Source organism: Paenibacillus luteus (assembly GCF_006542765.1).
Classification (GTDB): domain Bacteria; phylum Bacillota; class Bacilli; order Paenibacillales; family Paenibacillaceae; genus Pristimantibacillus; species Pristimantibacillus luteus.
This window is the reverse complement of record NZ_SKCD01000005.1, coordinates 143,928-163,415: the sequence shown is the minus strand read 5'-3', so window position 1 is coordinate 163,415 and position 19,488 is coordinate 143,928. Positions and strand designations below refer to the sequence as shown.

The 19,488-nt window shown below is 45.9% G+C and carries 18 protein-coding genes; 14 read left to right on the top strand and 4 right to left on the bottom strand.

What is annotated here, in order from left to right; all coding sequences use genetic code 11:
* Positions 1–92 precede the first annotated feature (92 nt).
* Complete coding sequence (locus E0496_RS04095; protein WP_141500398.1) at positions 93–590, bottom strand: hypothetical protein; 498 nt, start codon at positions 588–590, stop codon at positions 93–95.
* A gap of 63 nt (positions 591–653) precedes the next feature.
* Between E0496_RS04095 and E0496_RS04090 the strand changes: the two genes are divergently transcribed.
* On the top strand, positions 654–1,034 hold the full coding sequence (locus E0496_RS04090; protein ID WP_141500397.1) for a DUF423 domain-containing protein: 381 nt from the start codon (positions 654–656) through the stop codon (positions 1,032–1,034).
* A gap of 157 nt (positions 1,035–1,191) precedes the next feature.
* Positions 1,192–3,084: a putative bifunctional diguanylate cyclase/phosphodiesterase gene (locus E0496_RS04085; protein ID WP_141500396.1), complete on the top strand. Its 1,893-nt coding sequence runs from the start codon at positions 1,192–1,194 to the stop codon at positions 3,082–3,084.
* A gap of 65 nt (positions 3,085–3,149) precedes the next feature.
* Here the strand turns inward: E0496_RS04085 and E0496_RS04080 are convergent, their stop codons facing one another.
* Positions 3,150–3,692: a hypothetical protein gene (locus tag E0496_RS04080; protein WP_141500395.1), complete on the bottom strand. Its 543-nt coding sequence runs from the start codon at positions 3,690–3,692 to the stop codon at positions 3,150–3,152.
* 335 nt (positions 3,693–4,027) lie between these two features.
* Here E0496_RS04080 and E0496_RS04075 point away from each other — a divergent pair, with 335 nt between their 5' ends.
* Both E0496_RS04075 and E0496_RS04065 read left to right on the top strand, forming a co-directional pair.
* Positions 4,028–4,534 (top strand): TlpA family protein disulfide reductase, encoded by a 507-nt coding sequence (locus E0496_RS04075; RefSeq protein WP_141500394.1) that lies wholly within the window; start codon positions 4,028–4,030, stop codon positions 4,532–4,534.
* An 861-nt stretch (positions 4,535–5,395) separates the two neighbouring features.
* A complete protein-coding gene (locus E0496_RS04065; protein ID WP_141500392.1) occupies positions 5,396–5,701 on the top strand; it encodes a YunC family protein in 306 nt (101 codons plus the stop codon).
* 92 nt (positions 5,702–5,793) lie between these two features.
* Here the strand turns inward: E0496_RS04065 and mtnA are convergent, their stop codons facing one another.
* On the bottom strand, positions 5,794–6,846 hold the full coding sequence (gene mtnA, locus E0496_RS04060; protein ID WP_141500391.1) for an S-methyl-5-thioribose-1-phosphate isomerase: 1,053 nt from the start codon (positions 6,844–6,846) through the stop codon (positions 5,794–5,796).
* Between the two features lie 29 nt (positions 6,847–6,875).
* Positions 6,876–8,087 (bottom strand): S-methyl-5-thioribose kinase, encoded by a 1,212-nt coding sequence (mtnK, locus tag E0496_RS04055; RefSeq protein ID WP_141500390.1) that lies wholly within the window; start codon positions 8,085–8,087, stop codon positions 6,876–6,878.
* A gap of 147 nt (positions 8,088–8,234) precedes the next feature.
* Here mtnK and E0496_RS04050 point away from each other — a divergent pair, with 147 nt between their 5' ends.
* From E0496_RS04050 to E0496_RS04005, 10 genes are all read left to right on the top strand, one after another.
* A complete protein-coding gene (locus E0496_RS04050) occupies positions 8,235–8,813 on the top strand; it encodes a DUF1802 family protein (protein ID WP_141500389.1) in 579 nt (192 codons plus the stop codon).
* Between the two features lie 190 nt (positions 8,814–9,003).
* A complete protein-coding gene (gene sufC, locus E0496_RS04045; RefSeq protein ID WP_141500388.1) occupies positions 9,004–9,783 on the top strand; it encodes a Fe-S cluster assembly ATPase SufC in 780 nt (259 codons plus the stop codon).
* 21 nt (positions 9,784–9,804) lie between these two features.
* Positions 9,805–11,112 (top strand): Fe-S cluster assembly protein SufD, encoded by a 1,308-nt coding sequence (sufD, locus tag E0496_RS04040; protein WP_141500387.1) that lies wholly within the window; start codon positions 9,805–9,807, stop codon positions 11,110–11,112.
* Positions 11,109–12,335, top strand: coding sequence for a cysteine desulfurase (locus E0496_RS04035; protein ID WP_139995504.1), 1,227 nt, complete (start codon positions 11,109–11,111; stop codon positions 12,333–12,335). The genes sufD and E0496_RS04035 overlap by 4 nt, the downstream gene beginning before the upstream one ends.
* The gene (gene sufU / locus E0496_RS04030) at positions 12,322–12,753 is read left to right on the top strand and encodes a Fe-S cluster assembly sulfur transfer protein SufU (protein WP_141500386.1); all 432 of its coding nucleotides are present in this window, start codon (positions 12,322–12,324) and stop codon (positions 12,751–12,753) included. The genes E0496_RS04035 and sufU overlap by 14 nt, the downstream gene beginning before the upstream one ends.
* A gap of 29 nt (positions 12,754–12,782) precedes the next feature.
* Positions 12,783–14,180, top strand: a complete 1,398-nt coding sequence (gene sufB / locus E0496_RS04025) for a Fe-S cluster assembly protein SufB (RefSeq protein WP_141500385.1) — start codon at positions 12,783–12,785, stop codon at positions 14,178–14,180.
* 247 nt (positions 14,181–14,427) lie between these two features.
* Positions 14,428–15,714 carry a response regulator gene (locus tag E0496_RS04020; protein ID WP_161601306.1) on the top strand — a complete coding sequence of 429 codons (1,287 nt, stop codon included), beginning with the start codon at positions 14,428–14,430 and terminating at the stop codon, positions 15,712–15,714.
* The gene (locus E0496_RS04015; protein ID WP_141500383.1) at positions 15,692–17,497 is read left to right on the top strand and encodes a sensor histidine kinase; all 1,806 of its coding nucleotides are present in this window, start codon (positions 15,692–15,694) and stop codon (positions 17,495–17,497) included. The genes E0496_RS04020 and E0496_RS04015 overlap by 23 nt, the downstream gene beginning before the upstream one ends.
* A 172-nt stretch (positions 17,498–17,669) precedes the next feature.
* Positions 17,670–18,569, top strand: coding sequence for an ABC transporter permease (locus E0496_RS04010; protein ID WP_241674561.1), 900 nt, complete (start codon positions 17,670–17,672; stop codon positions 18,567–18,569).
* A gap of 10 nt (positions 18,570–18,579) precedes the next feature.
* Positions 18,580–19,470 carry a carbohydrate ABC transporter permease gene (locus E0496_RS04005; RefSeq protein ID WP_141500382.1) on the top strand — a complete coding sequence of 297 codons (891 nt, stop codon included), beginning with the start codon at positions 18,580–18,582 and terminating at the stop codon, positions 19,468–19,470.
* Positions 19,471–19,488: the final 18 nt, after the last annotated feature.

Here is a 19,488-nt window from a genome sequence, read left to right as displayed (position 1 = left end):
GGCGACGCAGTGCGTTTCATTCGAAAAAAAGTCTGCTTCCGCCGCTTGATTGCGGAGAAAGCAGACTATTCACAGCGGATAAACGTATCTGTTTAAGCGAGGTTGCTTGCAATAGAGGCGATGCCAGAGAAAAATAAGCTGATGCCAGCCACGATAACAAGAAGGTTAACTAAAATGCCAATCACACCGAACATCTTCCGGCGTTTGCTGGAGCAGGCGGCGATGATTGCCAAGATGAGGCCAACGAATGCCAACATGCCAGCGCCAACGAGACATAGAAGCGTTAACGACATCGCTATAAGAGCTTCCTCACCAAGTGCTTCTATCGATTCTTGTATGGCTTGTGTATCATTTGGATCCGTTATGATTAGATCTGAGTTTGCGATTTGGTCAACTAAGGAACTACCTGTTACACCACCGATAATAACTATAATTACACAAATTAAACCGATGATGAATGCCGCGATGCCAATACCTGAATGTTTTTTTATGACCATAATGTCCGAATTCTCATTTGAGAAAATCGGCCTAGGCGCATAAGGTTCGTTCACAGAAGAATTGTTAAAATCGTTTTTTGGTTCATTATCCATTTCTATCGACTCCTTTGCTAATTACGGAAAATTATACACAAAAATGAAAGGAATGAAAACCACATGTTTCCAAAATATTTTGCGATTGGTGGAATTAATGCAGCGCTTGCTATAGCTCTGGGCGCTTTCGGTGCACATGGATTGGAGGAGCATTTAACGGAACATTACCTTGAAATATTCGAAACCGGTGTCCGCTATCATATGTATAGCGCGATTGCTCTTATGCTGATTTCCCTGTTTGCGAAGCAAGCTGGCGAGAGCAAGCTCGTATTGAACGGAGGCCGTCTTATTTTGGCGGGAACGGTAATCTTTAGCGGCAGTTTGTATATATTATCACTTACGAGTTTTAGCAAGCTGGGCATGATTACTCCAATCGGCGGTGCCGCTATGTTGGCAGGCTGGATCTGCGTCATTACGGCAGCATTTAAAAAATCAAAAGTTTAGGGTAAAAGTTTGGCATAAAAAGGGTTTGCGACATAAATTGCTGTTTTACAACAAAAATACAAGTTGCTTTAGTAAATATTTCTATACCAGAACGCCTACATCGTTTATAATGAAGCGAATACTCACTTGACTCGGAATAGAGGAAGGACGTTTGTGCGTGACGAAACGGATGGATGGTTTTCCTGAAAGAAAGAAGCAGCAGCTGTCAAAAGGACCTTTAATTATTAGCTGTTTGCTGGCAGCACTTGCGTTGGTATGGATCAGCGTATCCTTCTTATTTATCTCTAACCCGATGTATAAATGGACTGCTTTGGCAATAGCAGCATCATTGTTCGTAACCGCAATAATCGTGTATATAAAACGAAATGAAACGTACAGCTTTCAACATTACCATACGGCGATCGTTGAGACATTGCTTCAATCAGACGCTTTTCCACTCGCGGTATTGGACAGAAGCGGTACTGTGATGGAGTTGAATGAAGCCTCCAGCCGGACGCTTGGCTATCAGCGCACGGAGATGCTGGGAGAACCGATTTCACGAATCGTGGAACCGGCAAGCAAGCCGTTGCTATTGGATGCGCTCGAGCGTACGCTGCACGGCGAGACGAAGCAAACGAACTTGAATATCACCCACGGATCTGGTTTTCCGCTGGAACTTCAGGTAACGTGCTCGCCAATGATACAGGATGGCGATGTCATTGGTACTGTATTGCTAAGTCAGGATTTGAGCGATCGGAAGAGAAATGTCGAACGAATTCGCTATATGGCTTATTATGACGACATGACTGGGTTGCCCAATCGGACCTTGTTCCAAATGAAGCTGACCGAAACGCTGGGCAGAGCGAAGGAAGAGAACCGTGTAGTCGGCATCTGTTATTTGGATTTGGATCGCTTCAAGCTGGTGAATGCTTCCTTCGGCCGCGAATTCGGTGATATTTTATTGATGCAGGTAGCGGAGAGACTGAACCGTGATCTCTCTGAAAATGATTTTGCAGCTCGTATGGAAGGCGACGAGTTTGCTTTATTGTTTTGCAATCTAGAATCAGAGAAGCACTTGCTGGAGCTTTCGAGACAGCTTCTCAAATCGATTGAAGAACCTTATGAGCTTAGCGGTTTTCCCTTGCATATCACGGCAAGCATCGGATCAGTCACAAACAATATTGAAGATGACGACAGCTATGCGTTGATTAAGAAAGCCGATATGGCGCTCGTTAAAGTGAAGGAAAGCGGCAAGAATGATTGCCTGCTTTATTCTGAAAGCTGGAGCAACTCATCCCTTGAGCGGTTGACCCTCCAGCATGAAATGTACCGTGCGATTCAGCGAAATGAGTTTATTCTGCATTATCAACCTCAGTATGATCTGGTTTCTGGCAGCATGGTTGGCGTAGAAGCACTCGTGCGTTGGAATCATCCTCTTAAAGGAATGATCCCGCCAGGGAGCTTTATCCCTCTAGCAGAGGAAAGTGGGATGATCGTGCAGATTGGCGCTTGGGTATTGGAAGAAGCCTGCCGTCAGAACAAGGCTTGGCAAGATGCGGGCCTGCCTGCTATTCCCGTCTCCGTTAATCTGTCGATCAGGCAGTTTGTTCAAAATGACCTGGCGAGCAAGGTTGCAGACGTACTTAAGCAAACGGGATTGGAAGCCAAATATTTGGATCTTGAAATTACGGAATCGATGACGATGGATGTCAGCCATGTGTCTCGCTGCTTGCTTGATTTAACGGATTTGGGCGTCAATATTAGTGTAGATGATTTTGGCACAGGTTATAGTTCGTTTCATTATTTGAAAAACTTTCCGATTGATCGTCTGAAAATCGACCGTTCTTTCGTGCGGGATATTCAGCAGGACCCAAGCGATGCGGAAATTGTGGCAGCTATTATTGCAATGGCGCATAACTTGAATATTCAAGTCATTGCCGAGGGCGTCGAGACGGAAGCGCAAATGGAGTTCTTGAAGAAGCATAAGTGCGATGAGATGCAGGGTTACTTCTGGAGTCCACCTGTATCAAGCGACAATATTGAACAAATGTTATCACCTGGATACGTTTAAAAAAACCGTTCTTTGGCTGTTTAAGCAGACAAAGAACGGTTTTTTTTGTTGTTGTGGCTGTTGTTCTAGTAAGAAAAATCCTCGATCTCGTTGAGGCGAAAAGTATAAACCTGTTTCTCATCCACATGGTAGACCGTAATAATATTTTCAGATTCATCCATGTTAATAATTCTGCAAGGAATGTTGAGTTTGATGCCAAGCCCCTTATTTACGATTAGCCGGATGAGTGTGTTATTTTTCATGATGGCTTTAATCTTGTCGAAATAACTTAAGTCTTCATAGGCGTCTTTAGCAGGCTTGTCTGTTTTTTTCGTTTTGTTCTTTTCTTCTTTGTTAGTTTGCTGCTCAGCAGGCGCATTTGATATGGTAGCGCTAACATTTGAGCTAGCAGGTATTGCAACTGGTTGAACGGACTTAGCATTCTTGGTCCGAAGCTCAATTTGCTCGCCAAGCTGGATACCTGATAAAATCCGAAAATCTACAAAATTAGCACTATTCAACGCATGGAGCAATTGCTCCAATGCTGCAGCATTGTTTTTTCCTTCAACAAGCACCTCAATGTTGAAAACAAAGGATGATTGATCAGGGGATAAGGAATGTTTTTCCATAGGACCTCCGGACTGTCTAGTGTAGTACTAATATACCACTAAAACGAATTTTCACATAGTTGTTCCTGTGAATTTATTTGCAGCAACATTAAATTTTATACAGAAACTGTTTAGGGAAGCATAAAGTAAAAGCTTAGAAAGTTAACTGTTAGGTTATGTAGCAGTGTACAAATTTTATGATAAAGAGAATTGATTTTGTAAGACTGACGAGGGGCGTTCGTGTTAGAATAATATGGAAGAATATCGATGGACTAAAGAAATGTAATTCTATTACATAACCTTCGTCCTTAGATACGTCTGGCAAATATAGAATAGAGACATATAGGAGAGTAGACATGAGCAAATTAAAAAAAGTTTTCCCGATAATCATTATAATGATTACGATATTTGTGCTGCTGGGTGTGGTTAAACATTATACAAAAAATATTACGGTTACTACGTTGGACGCCTTTGAATTAAAGGATATGAACGGGGAAACAAATGCAGTTCGTTTCGACGATAAGCCTTCCGTGCTTTTGTTTTTTACATCGTGGTGCCCGTACTGTAATCAAGACGCTCCTGAAGTTGTGAAATTGCATCAAGAGTTCAAAGACGAAATTAATCTCTATGGCATAAATGTCATAGCTCGTGATAACAAAGAGGAAGTTGAAAAATACATAACCAAGCACAACATAGATTATCCCGTTCTGATGGATGAGGGGTCTGAACTGTATAATAAACTCGGTGCTCAAGGGTTTCCGTCGATGTTTTTTGTTAATCGTGACGGAACGGTTGTAAATGAAATCATTGGCTCAGCCGATCCGTTAGTGATCGCGGAGCAGTTTCTTAGTTTACTGAATTAATGTTCTCAAGAGATCAAACGGATTCGTTATGGGAAGGAATGCTAATTAATAGTGCTATATTTATCGTAATTGAGACCTAGTGCTTATTATATCGTATACTTGATGGAAGAGTAGGAACTAAAAATGCTAACAACTAAGGAGCTTACATCATGGACTCGATATTATTTATTGCAACATGGGCAATTATTGGAATGTTTATAGGTGGAGTAATTGTACTGCTTAAAGCTAAATTCAAGAAATAAAGTGATAAGGAAACATGAGTTTTTAGGGAGCTAATTGATTAATTAAAACTGATTTTAGTGTGTGATATCGTCTGAGGTGGGATAGGTGAAGCCGTTTAGAAAACGTACTAAGAAAGTCTCGGTGAATGGTTATGAATTTCATTGTGTAATTAATGAATTTTATAAAAATGATTCTGTTTCTTTTCGAGTTTATCCTCATAACACAAAAACATCCTTCTTTGAAATCCATTTCTCTTGGCAAGGGTCTTGGTTCTTTAATCTTAATCTACCGAGGACCTGTTCCATTTTGATTTTATATGCAATTGATAACGGATGGGATTTCACACAAGAAAAGAATCAAATGGTTATTGAACAAGGTGACCTACTTATAGAATTAATTGAAATATAAATTTGTTAAGAATTACTACAAATATGTACAGTCATGTGATCATTAACCTGTGGGAATTTTTAGCGAGCAAATGGAGTCACTTATAAATCTGTGACCACTTTTATGATTTTTACCTATCTAGCGCCCCGTCCTCTCCATAAATGAGCAAACATCCAACACTGCCAAAAAACCTTTTGCATATACTGGTGTTGCAGTGCCTCTTACTCATGAACCGAAGGGGGTGGATCCTATATGATGCGGATGGTTCCTTTCACACTTGAGAATGGAGAGACCGTTCTTGGCGTTGAAGTGAAGCTGCCCAAAACGACGCTGCTCGCGATTATGACGGACAAAGGGTATATTATGTGCGGCGCGCTCGACGTTACGCTGCTTAACGAGAGACTGAAGGACCGGGAAATATTGGCCGGTCGTGCCGTAGGCGTACGCACACTGGAGGAGCTTATGGAAGCCCCTTTGGAGTCGGTTACCTATACGGCAGAAGCAAACGGTATCATTGTAGGCATGAAAGGCTCGGAAGCGCTCCAATTGATGCTTTAAGTATGCAAAAAAAGCCTTAACCCATTGCGGCAATCTGGAGATTGCGAGCAAAATGAGGTTAGGGCTTTTTCTGTATCCATATTTCTTACCTATTATTCAAACAGTTTGCGAAGGTTAACATCGTAAGGTGCTTGTATGATGCCTTTTTCGGTAATGATTGCCGTTACGTATTCATGCGGAGTAACATCGAACGCCGGATTGTATACCTTTATGCCTTGCGGCGCAGTACGCTTGCCGAATCCTTCGGTAATCTCTTCCGCGCTGCGCTCTTCAATCGGAATTTCAGCACCGGTTGGCGTGCTCAAATCGATGGTTGAGAGTGGGCTGGCTACGTAAAATGGAATGCCGTGCGCTTTAGCAAGGACGGCAACGCTGTACGTACCGATTTTGTTTGCGACATCACCGTTCGCTGCTACACGGTCCGTACCAACAATGACAGCATCGACCCAGCCTTTAGCCATGATCATGCCCGCCATGTTATCGCAGATCAGCGTAACGTCCACGCCGGCTTGCTGCAATTCGAAGGCAGTCAGTCGCGCGCCTTGCAGCACGGGACGGGTCTCATCGGCATAGACGCGCAGTGTAACTCCACGCTCCAATGCTAAGTAGAAGGGAGCAAGCGCTGTACCGTATTTGGCAGTCGCAAGGCCGCCAGCGTTACAGTGAGTAAGAACGCCCATATCCTCCTTGAACAGCGACAACGCGTGCTCTCCGATCATTCGGTTTGTCTCTTCGTCTTCGCTCTGGATCGCGATTGCTTCCGTAAGCAAAGCGGCTTTGCTCTCCTCAAGGGACAAGCCTTGAGCGACGAAAGAAGCGGCAGCAGCTTTCATACGGTCAAGCGCCCAGAACAAGTTAACGGCTGTCGGCCTAGAAGTCGCCAAATATTCGGCTTGCTTGTTCACTTGTGCGAGCCAAGCCTCTGACGATTGTTCATCGCGGCTGCCAAGAACAACCCCATAGGCAGCTGAGATTCCGATTGCTGGCGCACCGCGTACCTTCAGATGGCGAATGGCTTCCCATACGTCCTCCGCGGTTACTAACGGTAAATAAATGATCTCCTCAGGCAAAAGCCGTTGGTCTAGCAAATCAAGCTTGTTTTCGTTCCAGATGACCGATTGCAAGCCAGCATAATTAGTTGTCATGATGTCAAATCCTCTCTGTGTTCATTTCATCATTTGCTTACTGCAGCATAAGCAGCATCGATGACTTCCTCAATCGATTGTGCCTGACGGTTCGTACGAATAAGCTCCGTTCCGATGGCAAGGGCTAGACGTTGGGCACGCTCGCGAGCAGCTGCGTCTGGAATGCGGTCAATATCAACGACATGGGATAGGCCAACGATACGGCGCACGATTTTGCAGCCAGCAAAGCCGACAGCATCCTGGAGCAACCGATTCATGTAATAATCTTGATAGCCTGGCGTCGAAGAAGCAAGGCGGTCAATGCCGTGCTCATTCCATAATGCGCGGAATTTCTGGTCGAATAGATTCCATACGTCACGAACGGTATCGGTTAAATAACGACGGAAGTCACTGCGTTTTTCATCATCTGTAATCCAGTGCTCTTGCCCAGCAAAGTTCAGCAGCAGGTTAGCAATTACAGCGCCAATATCAAAGCCGATTGGACCGTAATAAGCAAACTCAGGATCGATAACCTTGGTGGATTCAGGTGTTGCGAATACACTGCCCGTATGAAGGTCACCGTGAAGCAGGGCTTGGGCATTTGTCAAAAATTTATCACGGAGGATTGCAACTTCTAAATGAAGCTTGTCATCCTGCCATAAAATCTCTGCAGCATCACGGATGGCCGGATCAAAGCTGTTATTGGGTGAGTCCGTATACGGATCATCAAAAATAAGATCCTCTGTAATTTTGCATAGCTCAGGATTGATAAAGGCTTTCACGCGCAGTTTCTTGTCCTGCTGGTTCATTCCAAGGTCGGAAGTAAAGAATAACGTACGAGCAATAAAGGTAGAAATGTCGTCAGCGAATTTAGGATAGCGAGTACCGCCGATTAGTCCTTGGCGCATGATGACATGGTCACTGAGATCCTCCATTATCGTAAGGTAGAGCTCCGGGTCGTATTTATATACGGCAGGTACAAGGCCAGGGGCAAGCTCTCCCTCCAAAATCAGCTTCTCGCTTTCGATGCGCGCCCGATCAAGCGTAAGAGGCCATGACTCGCCTACTACTTTAGCATATGGCAGCGCTTGTTTCATAATCAGGCTTTTGCCGCTGGCAGCGTCAGTGATGTGAAAAACCAAGTTTAAATTGCCGTCGCCAATCTCACGGCTTGTTAGAGCAGCGCCCTCTGGGAAGAACCCGTCAAGCGTTAGCGCTATTTCAATGGCTTCTTGTTCAGTTAATGGATGATATGCAGACATAGCTGTCCACCTCCGGTTTATAGTAGTAGGGCAACAATGCCCAGTATTCATCTCAACATAGTATAATGTATATTATTTCGCCTTGGTATACCCTCATTTGATATAATATGAACTATTATAAACGAGTTTGATGGAGGAAGCATACTGATGGCACAAAATAACATACAGCCCATAGCTCTGAAAGAATGGGCGGTAAGCGTAAACGCACTTGCAGAAGGCCAGCAAATTATCGTCATGCGTAAAGGCGGTATTATCGAAGAAACACGAGATTTTCAGCTAATGAGCCCGAATTTTTACTTAATGCCGGCTTACGAGCACCAAAAAAAGCATCTGTTGAAAGAACAATACGCAGATCAATTGGATGATACGCTTGTGGGCGGGGCGGTAAACCTGGAATCCGTAAAGCTTGAAGCTTATGCGGAGGTTGTGGAGGATATTGAAATCACGGATCAGGAAACGCTGGATCGGTTGCGCGATATGCACATCTGGACGGATACTTTTGCAGAGGAAAGATTGCGCTGGAAGAAGACCAAACCGCTGCATGTGTTGGTTCTGAGAGTGTACCGATTGAGAGAGCCGATAGAAATTCCGATGAGAGCCGCTTATAACGGATGCAAATCTTGGGTAAGACTGGAAGATGGGTTTAACACTCCTGAACGGGTACAAGTACTAGACGAGAACAAACTGCAGGCTGAAATATTGAAAATTAAGCAGGCGCTCGAATAAGCTGGAAGGAGGACAATTCCTTTAAAAAAAAGGACATATTCAGCCGATCGAGGCCTCTCGCATTGATTTATAACAAAAACTATATTAAAATGATTATTGAGAATCATTGAGAATCACTCTATAATAGAAAGTCTATTCTATATAGATGTGACTGAGCGAATTAAACCAACCTTGGAGGGATCAGCATATTATGGCAACGCATTTTGTCATCGAGGGCCTGAAAGCGGCTATCGACGGAAAAGAAATTTTAAAAGGAATCAACCTTGAAATTAAAGGTGGAGAAATTCACGCGATCATGGGCCCAAACGGTACCGGTAAATCTACACTGGCATCCGCTTTGATGGGACATCCTAAATATGAAGTAACGGAAGGTACGGCTGTACTTGACGGCGAAGACATCCTTGAAATGGGTGTTGACGAGCGCGCACTTGCAGGCTTGTTCCTAGCTATGCAATACCCAAGTGAAATTCCAGGCGTAACGAACTCAGACTTTCTTCGCAGTGCACTGAATGCTCGTCTTGGCGAAGGCAACGAAATCTCATTGATTAAATTCATCCGCAAAATGGAAAGCAAAATGAAGGAGCTTGAGATGAACCCTGAGTTCGCTCACCGTTACCTGAATGAAGGCTTCTCCGGCGGCGAGAAAAAACGGAACGAAATATTGCAAATGATGCTGCTTGATCCTAAAATCGTCGTGCTAGATGAGATTGACTCCGGTCTTGATATCGATGCTCTTCGTATCGTATCGCAAGGCGTTAACGCTATGCGTTCGGAAGATCGCGGCTTCTTGATCATTACTCACTATCAGCGGTTGCTTAACTATATTACTCCGGATTACGTACACGTTATGATGCAAGGGCGCATCGTGAAATCCGGCGGTCCTGAGCTTGCACAGCGTTTGGAAAACGAAGGTTATGATTGGGTTAAAGAAGAACTTGGCATCGTAGATGAAACGGTCGGCCAGGCTTAAGCGGAGAAGGAGGCATAACGGATGAGTACACAATTAACTACTCCGACAAACCGCCAAGCTGCTGAAGCACTGGCACGCAGCAAAGGTGAGCCGAACTGGCTTGTCGAACTGCGCGGAGAATCGGCAGAGCTTGCCGGAACACTCGGCTGGCCAAAGCCGGAGAAGGTTCGGATTGAACGTTGGAATTTAACAGCTGTCGGCCAATATGAGCAGCCAGCAACAGTTGGAGCCATTAGCGAGCTTCCTGAAGTCGTTCGCGAGTTGGTTACAGAAGGAACTGAAAATCTGATTGTACAGCGCAATTCCGGCATCGTATGGAATCAATTTGCGAACGAGTATGCAAGCAAAGGCGTTATTTTTACCGACTTGGAGACCGCATGCAAGGAGCATGGCGAGCTCGTTCAGAAATATTTGTTCCAAGCAGTAGCGAAGGACGAAGACAAGCTGACGGCGCTTCAATCGGCGATTTGGAATGGCGGAGTATTCATCTATGTTCCTAAGAACGTAGAAGTAGAATTGCCGCTGCAAGCAATCTTCTACAATGATAATGCAGAAGCGACATTTGCTCCGCATATTCTCATCGTTGCAGATAATAATAGCCGTGTAACTTACGTGGATTGCGTTGTATCTGAGCCAGGCGCTGGCAGCGCTCCATTCGTACATCCATCTGTTGTTGAAGTATTCGTGAAGCCGGGCGCTCATGTTCGTTTCAGCTCGATCCATCATATGGGCGAGACTGGCGTTGATATGTCGATCCGTCGCGCGGTTATTGAAAATGATGGCCAAATGGAATGGATTATTGGCGATTTGAATGACGGCAACACGTTGTCAGACACGAAATCTATCCTTAAGGGCACAGGCTCCACTTCGGATGCCAAGGTTATCAGCGTAGGCAAGAACGCGCAGCAAAACAGCTTGACGACGCAAGCCGTTCACTTTGGCAAAAGCTCGGACAGCAACATGGTAACCCGTGCAGTAATGAAGGATTCCGCTTCAGCGATTATCAACGGCATTACAAAAATTGAGAAAGGTGCGACGAAAGCGAACGGTGTACAAACCGAGAAGGTGCTCATGCTGAGCCCGAAAGCGCGCGGCGACGCCAATCCAATTTTGCTTATAGATGAAGACGATGTTACTGCTGGTCACGCGGCAAGCGTTGGGCAAGTAAACCCAGAACAGGTATATTACCTGATGTCACGCGGTATATCTAAGCAAGACGCTGAACGTTTGATTATTTACGGCTTCTTGGCACCGGTTGTATCGGAAATTCCAGTTGAAGCAGTACGCGGTCAACTTCAGAGCTTGCTCCAAAGGAAGCTAGAAGGATGAACATAAATGCGATTCGGGAGCAGTTCCCGATATTGCATCAAGAAATAAACGGGCATCCGCTTGTTTATCTAGACAGCGCGGCATCTTCGCAGAAGCCGCGCTCCGTCATTGATGCGGTTAATCGGTACTATGAGCTGGATAACGCCAACGTTCATCGTGGTGTGCATACACTTGGCTCCAGGGCGACTGATGCCTATGAGGGAGCGCGCGAGAAGGTAGCTAAGTTTTTAAATGCCGGGGCACCGGAGCAAATCATTTTCACACGCGGTACAACGACTGCGTTGAACTTAGTTGCATCCAGCTATGCACGCTCGATGTGCGGGGAAGGCGACGAGATTGTCATTACCCCTATGGAGCATCACAGCAACTTAATTCCTTGGCAGCAAGCGGCGAAAGCCACTGGCGCCACCTTGAAGTACATTCCGATGCAGCCTGATGGTACGATTTCTTTGGAGGATATCGAGAAAACGATCACTCCGCAGACGAAGGTAGTTTCCGTTACCTACGTTTCTAATGTGCTCGGTCTTATCAATCCGATCAAAGAGATCACTCAAATCGCTCATCGCAATGGAGCAGTTATGGTAGTAGACGGCGCACAAAGCACGCCGCATATGAAAATCGATCTCCAAGACTTGGATGTTGATTTTTATGCTTTTTCCGGCCATAAAATGTGTGGTCCTACGGGCATCGGTGCATTGTATGGCAAGAAGGCATTGCTTAATAAGATGGAACCGATTGAGTATGGCGGCGAAATGATTGATTTTGTTGATCTGTACGAATCAACGTGGAAAGAGATCCCGTACCGCTTCGAAGGCGGCACGCCGATTATTGCTGGCGCTGTAGGGCTAGGCGCGGCCATTGACTTTCTGCAGGAGATCGGACTAGATGAGATCGATCAGCATGAGCGACGTTTAGCCACTTATGCCTATGAGAAGCTGTCTTCGCTTGATGGAGTTACGCTATATGGTCCAAAGCAAAACCGTGTTGGACTCGTAACCTTCAACTTGGAAGACGTGCATCCGCATGATGTTGCTACCGTGCTTGACTCGAAAGGCATTGCAATTCGCGCAGGCCATCATTGCTGCCAACCGCTAATGCGCTGGCTGAATGTATCGGCAACGGCAAGAGCAAGCTTTTATTTATATAATACAGAAGATGAAATTGACCGCTTAGCCGATGCCTTACTACAAACAAAGGAGTTCTTCGGTCATGCAATTGGATGATTTATATCGCAGAGTAATTATGGATCATTATAAAAACCCTAGAAACCGTGGAACGATGAATGAAGATTCGGTTACGATTAACCTGAATAACCCAACCTGTGGTGATCGCATTTCGCTGCAGCTTCAAGTTGTTGAAGGTAAGGTTACCGATGCTAAATTCAGCGGCGAAGGCTGTTCGATCAGCATGAGCTCTGCATCGATGATGACAGAGGCGGTAAAAGGGAAAACATTTGACGAGGCGCTTAGCATGGCTGAGAAATTTTCGGCACTAATGAAAGGCGAACCGGTCGAGTTTGATGAATATGAGGAGCTTGACGCACTTTCGGGCGTGAATAAATTCCCTGCCAGAATCAAGTGTGCCACCCTTGCGTGGAACGCCTTGCGTAAAGGAATCGAGCAGCAGCAAGAATCACATTAAAACAAGGTTAAAGAGGAGCGTGAATGACCATGGCTAAATCAATGCCGGAAATGGAAGATTATAAGTATGGTTTCCGTGACGAGCACAAAGCCGTATTCGAATCAGGCAAAGGTTTAACGGAAGAGATCGTTCGCACGATTTCTGAAATTAAAGGCGAGCCTGCGTGGATGCTGGATTTCCGCTTGAAATCGCTGGAGCAGTTTTTCAAAATGCCGATGCCTAAATGGGGCGGCAATATGGATGAGCTCGATTTTGACGATATCCAATATTATGTGCGCGCATCAGACAAACAAGGCAAGACTTGGGAAGAGGTTCCTTCTGAAATTAAAGAAACCTTCGACAAGCTCGGTATTCCTGAGGCAGAGCAAAAGTTTCTAGCCGGCGTATCGGCACAATACGAGTCTGAAGTAGTTTATCACAGCATGCAAGAGGATCTTGAGAAGCAAGGCGTTATCTTTACGGATACGGACACGGCGCTTCGCGAGTACCCTGAGCTGATGAAAGAATATTTCGGAACAATCATTCCTCCGAATGATAACAAATTCGCAGCGCTTAATAGTGCGGTATGGTCAGGCGGAAGCTTTATCTACGTGCCTAAAGGCGTGAAATGCGAGGTTCCACTGCAAGCCTACTTCCGGATCAACTCCGAGAACATGGGTCAATTCGAGCGTACGCTAATTATCGCTGACGAAGACAGCTCCGTTCATTATGTTGAGGGCTGTACGGCTCCGGTATACAGCACGAACTCTTTGCACAGCGCAGTAGTTGAAATTTTGGTTAAGAAAAATGCGCGCGTACGTTACACAACGATTCAAAACTGGGCACCGAACATCTACAACCTGGTTACGAAACGTGCGGTAGCGGACGAGAATGCAACGATGGAGTGGGTTGACGGAAATATCGGCTCGAAGCTGACGATGAAGTACCCAGCAGTCGTATTGCGCGGCCGTGGAGCCAAAGGTATGGTATTGTCCATTGCCGTGGCTGGTAAAGGGCAGCATCAGGATGCAGGCGCGAAAATGACTCACCTTGCACCGGATACAAGCTCTACAATCATTTCGAAGTCGATCAGTAAGCATGGCGGTAAAGTAACGTACCGTGGTCTTGCTTCCTTCGGTCGCAACTCAGATGGGGCGAAAGCGAACATCAAATGCGATACGCTCATTCTCGATAATGAATCGACTTCGGATACGATTCCTTACAACGAGATTTTGAACGACAACATTACGCTTGAGCATGAAGCAACGGTATCAAAGGTTTCTGAGGATCAATTGTTCTACCTCATGAGCCGCGGACTGAGCGAAGCAGAAGCGACGCAAATGATCGTTATGGGCTTTATTGAGCCGTTCACGAAAGAATTGCCAATGGAATATGCGGTAGAGATGAACCGTCTCATCAAGTTCGAGATGGAAGGCTCCATCGGATAATAATAGCATGAGGAAGGCCTTGCCTGCTGTGATGTATATCACGGTAGGCGGGGCCTTTTTATATTCAGTTGCAATGAACTGAAGTTATTGTGATACCAAAATGATACCATTTATTCAAATATGCTCATAATTGCGAAAATCGAAGGTTCATTTAGGTTAGCCAGTGGAAGAGGAGTTTTGAAAATTTTGTCGAAAGGATAAACCGTCAGTGTTTGAGAAGGAACAGAGTAGGATGGAGGTGGTTGACTTGACCTTGTCAGTTTTTATTGCAGATGACGAACGAATACAAAGAGAAGGCATTGTCAAACATGTCCCTTGGCAGCAGCTAGGCATGACGATCGCGGGAACAGCGGAAGATGGAGAAGAAGCGCTGCAGAAGATCGGCTCACTGCAGCCGGATATTCTGATTACGGATATCAAAATGCCGAATATGAACGGTCTGGAGCTGGCTGCTTCGATCAGGCAGCGCTATCCCCGTACCCGCGTTATTATTATTAGTGGCTATAATGAGTTTGAATATGCTCGGACGGCGATTGAGCTGAGTGCAAATGCCTACTTACTCAAACCGGTTAACTTCGATGAGCTCTTGGAAGTGCTGAGGTCTGTTGCGGCTGCCTGCTTGGACGAGCAGCGCAACGATAGCGATCGGCAGAACCTGAGCCGTATGCTGGAAGACAATAAACCTGCTGTCACCGGCCAGTTTCTCAGGGATTTGCTTTATGGACAGCTCATAGATCCTCATACGATTGCGGACAAAGCTCAGTATTTGGGCATCCCCGAGGTAGGGGATTTCTTATTGATCACTATGATCATTGAGGAAGCATCTACAGGGAGCCGGCCTTTGGACCGCAATAAAAGGCAGATCTACCAAACCGCTCAAATGAAGCTAAAGGACTTTGGAAAGCGCTTTCTATGGATGGGGGGATTTGCGGATGAGCAGGAGCTCCTGTGGGTCGTCTGTGCTTCAGAGACGGAAACGCGTGAGATGCTTGATGATTTTAGAAGAGATGTGAATGAAACCCTCCATCTGAGTGTGACTGCGGGAGTGAGCCGGGTGAAATCCGCCCTTACGGAGTTGTCGGATGCGCACAGGGAAGCGGCGATCGCGGTTTCCCAACGATTTCATGTAGGAAAGAATCTGACCTTCTATAACGGGGATGCCACAAACGGAAGAAAAAATGCTGAGCCAGTGAATCGGATTAAAGAAATCATCGAGGAGCAGTATGCAGGAAGCATTACCGTGGACGAGCTTGCCAAACTCGTTTTCCTGACGCCGAACTATATCAGCAATCTGTTCAAGGAACAAACGGGTGAGACGATCATCGACTACCTGACCAAAACCAGAATGCGTCATGCCGCCAAGCTGCTGGAGGATCCCTCTTGCAAAATTTATGAAATTGCGGAACGCACAGGCTTTAATAGTACCTCCTACTTCAGTGTTGTATTCAAAAATATATATGGGCAAAGCCCTAAAGAGTACCGTGAATCCCTGAAAGGCTGGCGCTGCGGCAATGAAGAGGCTGAGAATTCATGATATTTCGATCAAGCACAAAATGATGTTTTGTTACGGGCTGCTCGTATTGGTCTCCATTCTGGTAATGGGGGCTGTGTTTTATTCCACGATGCAAAAATATATTTATGAGCAGGCCAGCGAGTCCTACCGGCAGACCTTGGCGCAAGTGGTATTGAATGCGGAGTACAAGCTGAACAATTATGACCGGACGTTAAATCAGTTTGTCACGGACATGCCGTTTGTAGGAGCCGTATCCTATCCGTACAAGTCTCCAGGAGATTATTCCTATGCTTTTCTGAATACGATCTCCAAAATTTTCGAGGTTCCGAAGAAGGATGATAGCATCTCCCAGCTGATCTTATACAAGGATAATCCTTCTATTCCGGAATCAGGGAATTCATTTATCGATATTAGCTATGCGAAGGAGGCTTCCTGGTATCCGCGTTTTTTTCAAAATACGGATGCGTATACCATTAATGACTATATTGCGCTGTCCAAGAAGAAAATGTGGATTGTCACGGATGAAATCAATCAACCCGATTATGGCCTTGCCGGAGAAAAGCTGGCTACCACCGAAGGGTTGTATGTAGGAATCATCAAGCCTGTCATTTATAATCACGAGAAAATAACGGGCATCTTCGAGTTGGTTCTTAACTACTCCAGTATATTTGGGGATTTGATTGCGCCTGGCAGCCTGCCTGGCGACCACATTATCGTTGCGGATGATCAAATGGGCATTCTGTATAGCAGCTATGAAAAAGAGGTCTCGCTTCAGTCGAAGCTTCCAGCGGCCTTGTCGTCGCAGATCGGGAGCGATCCGTCAGGCAAGTTCGCCATGGTGCAGGATGGGATTCAATCGATGGTGCTGTATCAACGGGGGAGCGATTCGAATTGGCTTTTTCTGCGGGTTATCCCCGTTGATCAGCTGTTTGCCGGCGCTAAAGCGATCCGTCAGTTAACGATTACGGTGGCAGCGGTCTGTCTGCTGGTCAGTCTCCTGCTTGCGCTTATGCTGGCGAGAATGATAGCAAGGCGTCTGTCTGTTTTTACTGAGCAGATGGGGCGTGTGGAGAACCTTGAGCTGGACATCCATGTTGATATTGACGGGAGAGATGAGATCGGCGCAGTGGCCCGAAGCTACAACCGCATGCTGCGCAAAATAAGGGAGCTCGTTGACCAGCTCACAATCAGCCAGCAGACACAGAAGGAATCAGAGCTTAAGGCTCTCCAGACCCAGATCAATCCTCACTTTCTGTATAACACGCTGGCCACTATTAAGTGGATGGCAATGGATGGGCAGAACCAAAAAACGATGGGGATGGTCGATCATCTAGCAACCTTCTACCGATTGTCCCTTAATAAGGGACTGCCGCTGCTTGCCGTAAGGGATGAAATCTTGCATTTGCAAGCCTATACCGAGATACAAAAAATCCGCTTGGAGGAACGAATTGATGTCGTCTATGAGATCGAGCCGGGAATCGGGCATTATATGACGTTGAAGCTGATTCTCCAGCCTTTTGTCGAGAATGCAATTCTCCATGGCGCGGAGAAAAGGAAAGGAACGACAACGATCGTTATTCGTGCTTATCGGAGAGGCGAAACGATGCAATTCGAGGTGGAGGATGATGGCGTCGGCATGAGCGCTCCGGCGCGTGCGGAGCATTTTTCCGTCGAAGGGGGTTACGGCATACGCAACGTCCACGAGAGGGTACGGCTTCAGTATGGAGCAGAGTATGGCGTATTTCTTCAAAGCAAGCTGGGACAAGGGACAAAGGTTACTGTAGTGATTCCATTGGTTGAATAGGAAAAAATTTCCGGCGTTCTTCACAGCTTTAAGTGAAGAACGTTTTTTTTAGCGACGAATCCCGATAAGTGTGTAGAATTTTAAAATAAGATTATAGGATTCTGAATTTTTTGTCTCCTCCCCCGAAGCTATACTTAAGTAGCAGAAGAGAGTAAAGAGGGGGAGGTTCGATTTGCAGTCGGTATGGAACAACCGGTATTTGTATTTATTCATTTTGCCGGGTATTGTCTGGTTTCTCGTTTTCTGTTATCAGCCGATGTACGGCGTGCTTATCGCATTTAAAGAGTATGACATCATTAAAGGGGTATTTCGCAGCGATTGGGTTGGGCTTCTGCATTTCAAGGAGCTGTTCGGCAGTCCTGGCTTTACAGGCCTTCTCAAAAATACGATCGCCATCAGCTTGCTGAAAATGGTGTTCGGGTTCCCGGCTCCGATCATACTGGCGCTGCTGCTGAATGAAGTGCGCAGCTCGGTATTCAAGAGATTGGCACAGACGATCTCGTATCTTCCTTTTTTTGTATCGTGGATTGTCATTACCGGGATCTGGTACGATCTGTTCAGTGTTGATGGCGGTTTCATTAATTCGCTGCTAACGGGTCTCGGCCTTATCGATGAGCCCGTGTTCTGGTTTGGAAATCCGGATTATTTCTGGGGCATGATTCTCGCCTCCGATATCTGGAAGGGAATTGGCTTCGGTACGATCATTTTCTTAGCTGCTATTACTGCGGTGAACCCTGAATTATTCGAATCCGCCGTTGTAGACGGCGCGAGCCGATGGAGGCAGGTATGGCATATTACGCTGCCAGCTATCCGTTCCACCATTATCCTTCTGTTCATTCTTAATATTGGACATTTTTTGGATGCAGGATTTGAACAGATTTATGCCATGCAAAATGAAATGGTGCTCGACAAGGCGGAGATTATTGACACATATGTCATGAAGGTCGGAATCTTCCGAGCCAATTACGAGCTTGCCACAGCAGTCGGATTATTCAAGTCCATTGTTGGGATGCTGCTGCTCTTGACCACGAACTTTATTGTCAAAAAATTCGGAGAAGACGGGGTCTTTTAGGGAGGTCATCATGAAACCCACACGCGGGGAAAATATTTTCCAATGGTTTAATTATCTGTTTCTGACAGTTCTCTGCTTCACGTTTCTGTTTCCGTTCTGGCGGATCGCCGCTATTTCGCTGAATGAGGGGCTTGATGCCTCGCGCGGCGGCATTAATTTCTGGGTTCGCAAGTTTACGCTGGATAACTACATTGCAGTCTTCTCCAGAGGCGATATTTTGAACGCGTATACCATTTCAATCGGCCGGACGGTAATCGGGACGCTGCTTTCCATTTTTCTGATCTCTCTGATGGCTTACGGCCTGTCCAAGAATAGGCTGAAGGGCCGAAAGCTGATCAATTTCATGCTGATACTGACGTTGTTCTTCAGTGGGGGCCTAATTCCAACCTACATGCTGTACAAATCGCTTTATCTGCTCAACAGCTTCTGGGTATACGTGGTTCCATCCTTATACGGCGCCGCAGCGGTATTCATCTTCCGCTCGTTCTTCCGAACCCTGCCACAGGAACTGGAGGAGTCAGCCCAAATTGATGGAGCGAATGATCTTATTATTTTTGCTAGAATTGCGATACCGCTAAGCATGCCGATATTTGCCACGATGGCGTTGTTCTCGGCAGTTGGGCACTGGAACGATTATTTAACCGCCGTTATTTACACGACGAACGAGCACTTGCTTCCGCTCCAAACGCTTCTGATGAAGGTCATGAATATTAACCAAAATGAGTCGGGATCACTGGCATTCGGGGCTGTAAATCTAAGCGATGCGTCAAGAAGAACGGTAACTGCCGAATCGGTTAAGATGGCCATGCTGATGGTAGTCGTACTGCCCATCCTCGTGCTGTATCCTTTTCTTCAGCGTTATTTTGTCAAAGGAATGATTATTGGCTCGTTAAAAGGGTAAGGCTGGTCCGTTCAAACC

Bases quoted from the DNA above. Each gene is read 5' to 3' on its own strand.
- E0496_RS04005 (WP_141500382.1), top strand. From the start codon at position 18,580: ATGAAACCCACACGCGGGGAAAATATTTTCCAATGGTTTAATTATCTG.
- E0496_RS04050 (WP_141500389.1), top strand. From the start codon at position 8,235: ATGGCACAAAATAACATACAGCCCATAGCTCTGAAAGAATGGGCGGTA.
- sufB (WP_141500385.1), top strand. From the start codon at position 12,783: ATGGCTAAATCAATGCCGGAAATGGAAGATTATAAGTATGGTTTCCGT.
- mtnK (WP_141500390.1), bottom strand. From the start codon at position 8,087: ATGTCTGCATATCATCCATTAACTGAACAAGAAGCCATTGAAATAGCG.
- E0496_RS04080 (WP_141500395.1), bottom strand. From the start codon at position 3,692: ATGGAAAAACATTCCTTATCCCCTGATCAATCATCCTTTGTTTTCAAC.
- E0496_RS04035 (WP_139995504.1), top strand. From the start codon at position 11,109: ATGAACATAAATGCGATTCGGGAGCAGTTCCCGATATTGCATCAAGAA.
- E0496_RS04095 (WP_141500398.1), bottom strand. From the start codon at position 590: ATGGATAATGAACCAAAAAACGATTTTAACAATTCTTCTGTGAACGAA.
- E0496_RS04015 (WP_141500383.1), top strand. From the start codon at position 15,692: ATGAAGAGGCTGAGAATTCATGATATTTCGATCAAGCACAAAATGATG.
- sufU (WP_141500386.1), top strand. From the start codon at position 12,322: ATGCAATTGGATGATTTATATCGCAGAGTAATTATGGATCATTATAAA.
- E0496_RS04075 (WP_141500394.1), top strand. From the start codon at position 4,028: ATGAGCAAATTAAAAAAAGTTTTCCCGATAATCATTATAATGATTACG.
- sufC (WP_141500388.1), top strand. From the start codon at position 9,004: ATGGCAACGCATTTTGTCATCGAGGGCCTGAAAGCGGCTATCGACGGA.
- sufD (WP_141500387.1), top strand. From the start codon at position 9,805: ATGAGTACACAATTAACTACTCCGACAAACCGCCAAGCTGCTGAAGCA.
- E0496_RS04090 (WP_141500397.1), top strand. From the start codon at position 654: ATGTTTCCAAAATATTTTGCGATTGGTGGAATTAATGCAGCGCTTGCT.
- mtnA (WP_141500391.1), bottom strand. From the start codon at position 6,846: ATGACAACTAATTATGCTGGCTTGCAATCGGTCATCTGGAACGAAAAC.
- E0496_RS04065 (WP_141500392.1), top strand. From the start codon at position 5,396: ATGATGCGGATGGTTCCTTTCACACTTGAGAATGGAGAGACCGTTCTT.